The sequence below is a fragment of the Nocardia sp. NPDC004123 genome (assembly GCF_053603795.1).
Genome location: NZ_JBSGGG010000071.1, coordinates 1 through 2,195, shown reverse-complemented (window position 1 = coordinate 2,195; position 2,195 = coordinate 1). Strand labels below are relative to the sequence as shown.

Below are 2,195 nucleotides of genomic sequence, written 5' to 3'. Positions count from 1 at the left end.
TGGTAGCTACCGAGCAGGATCAGTTCTTCCACACACTGATCCAGTCGGCCCAGCGACTATCGTTCGACCCACGATGTCCGCAGCTGTACGAGCCGGAGCCCGACGCCGATCAGCGCTATGGAATGACCGTGCAGTGGTCGCCGCTGTTCGACACCCCGATCTGGGCGTCGATGTCGGAGCAGCAACGAATCCTGTTGACCCGCTGCGAAGTAGCGCAGTTCCTCGGTATCGCGATCTGGCTCGAAGTCGGACTGCAAGTCGCGCTGTTGCGCGCCAATCACGGTGCCGACCCCGCTCGCCCCGACATCGCGTTTCTGCTCAACGAATGCGCCGACGAGAACCTGCATTCGCTGATGTTCATCAAGGGCGTCGAGAGCATCGGAGCACACTTCTATCCCCACGACCGGCTGCAGAAACTGCTGGGCCGGCTGTTCGCGATGTTCGCCTGGCACGAGGTCGCCTACGGGATCGTGCTGGCCGGGGAGGAAATCTTCGACGCCATGCAACGCGACTGGATGACAGACGCCACGGTCGCCGACGCGATACGCCGCACCTCCTACATCCACGTCGTCGAGGAATCACGGCACATGGCCTTCGCCCGCCGCCGCATTCGCGACCAGCTCACCTCCATCTCGCGGCCACGACGGTTCCTGAGCACGATCGCCATCGCCGTCGGAACCCACGTCGTGGCCAAGAGCCTGATCAACCGGCGCGTCTACGAAGAACTCGGACTGCGCTGGCCGGAGGTGAAATCCGCGATCGACGCCAACGAGCACCACCGCATGATGTTCCGCTCGGCCACCGGCTCGTTCATCGAGTTCCTCCACCGCGAAGGCCTGCTCAACCGGGTCGCTCGACGTATCTACCGCGCCTCGAACCTGCTCTGACCTCTCGAAAGCGATTATGGCCCACGTCATCCTGGGACACTGTTGCAAGGACGTCTCCTGCCTGAGCGCCTGTCCGCGCGACTGCATCCGCCCCCGCCCCGGCGACACCGACTTCGCCACCACGCCGACACTGCACATCGACCCGAACTCCTGCATCGACTGCACCGCCTGCGTCGACGCCTGCCCCACCTCAGCGATCAAACCCGACCACGCCCTCACCGCGACCGAACAACACCATCTCCGCCGCAACAGCGACTACTTCGCACACACCGGGCCCCGAACCACATCCGGCCGGCGACCGGCAACGCCTCTCCCACGGCCTTCGAACGTCGGTGGCCGACGGCCCCGCATCGCAGTCGTCGGCGCCGGCCCCGCCGCCATGTACACCATTCGTGAGCTGCTGCGACGGTCCAGCTTCGTCGACGTCACCGTCTACGAACGCCACGCCCACCTCGGCGGCCTGCTGCGTAGGGCCATCGCACCCGACGCCGACCTGCGCGAAATGCTGAGCCTGTTCGATGTTCCATTCGGCGACGACCGGGTCAACGTCGTCTACAACACCGAGATCGGCCGCGATCTCTCCCTCGAGGACTTGCGCCGCCGGTTCGACGCGGTGGTCTTCGCCCACGGCGCCTCGATTCCCCGCCCCCTCACCCGATCCGACTCATCATTGCCCGTCGGTGTGTACGACGCACTCGATGTCCTTGCCAGCGTGAACAACCCATCCCCCGCCGAGCCGCCGCCCCTCGGGCCGCATTGCCTCATCGCCGGCGCCGGAAACGTCGCCCTCGAGGTGATCAGACACCTCGCCCACCAACACAGCACATCTCCGAGCATCGCCGCACTGACACAGGTGACCGTCCTGTCCCGTGCCCGCGCAGACCGGTCCGCATTTGCCACCCCGGCCATGCAGGACATCCTGGCCCTGCCCAATCTGTCGATACACACGACCAGAACCCCGGACCATGAACCCGGCTCCGCAGCCGGCCAACCGCTGAGACCGGCGATGAACCACCCAGCCAATCCGAACGACCGAGACGACACCCGGCTGCCAGTCGTGTTCTGCTTCGAACAGCACGTGACGAACATCGAGTCGACGGGCACCGGCGAATTGACCGTGTACACGACCGGCGGGCACACGTTCCCGGCCAGCACGGTGGTGCGTGCCATCGGGTTCCGCACCGCACCTATCGACGGACTCCCCGACACACACAACGGTCAGATCCTCAACCGAAACGGCAGAGTCATTTCTCCGACAACCAGGGATCCTCTGCGCGGCGTGTACGTCGTCGGATGGGCCAAACGCGG

General features: G+C 65.3%; 2 protein-coding genes. Both read left to right on the top strand.

Annotated features, from left to right (window positions below):
- A partial coding sequence (locus ACWEQQ_RS44985; protein ID WP_452352566.1) for an AurF N-oxygenase family protein occupies positions 1-887 on the top strand: 887 nt, incomplete at its 5' end.
- 16 nt (positions 888-903) lie between these two features.
- Positions 904-2,195: FAD-dependent oxidoreductase (locus tag ACWEQQ_RS44980; protein WP_452352565.1), on the top strand; the 1,292-nt coding region annotated here is incomplete at its 3' end.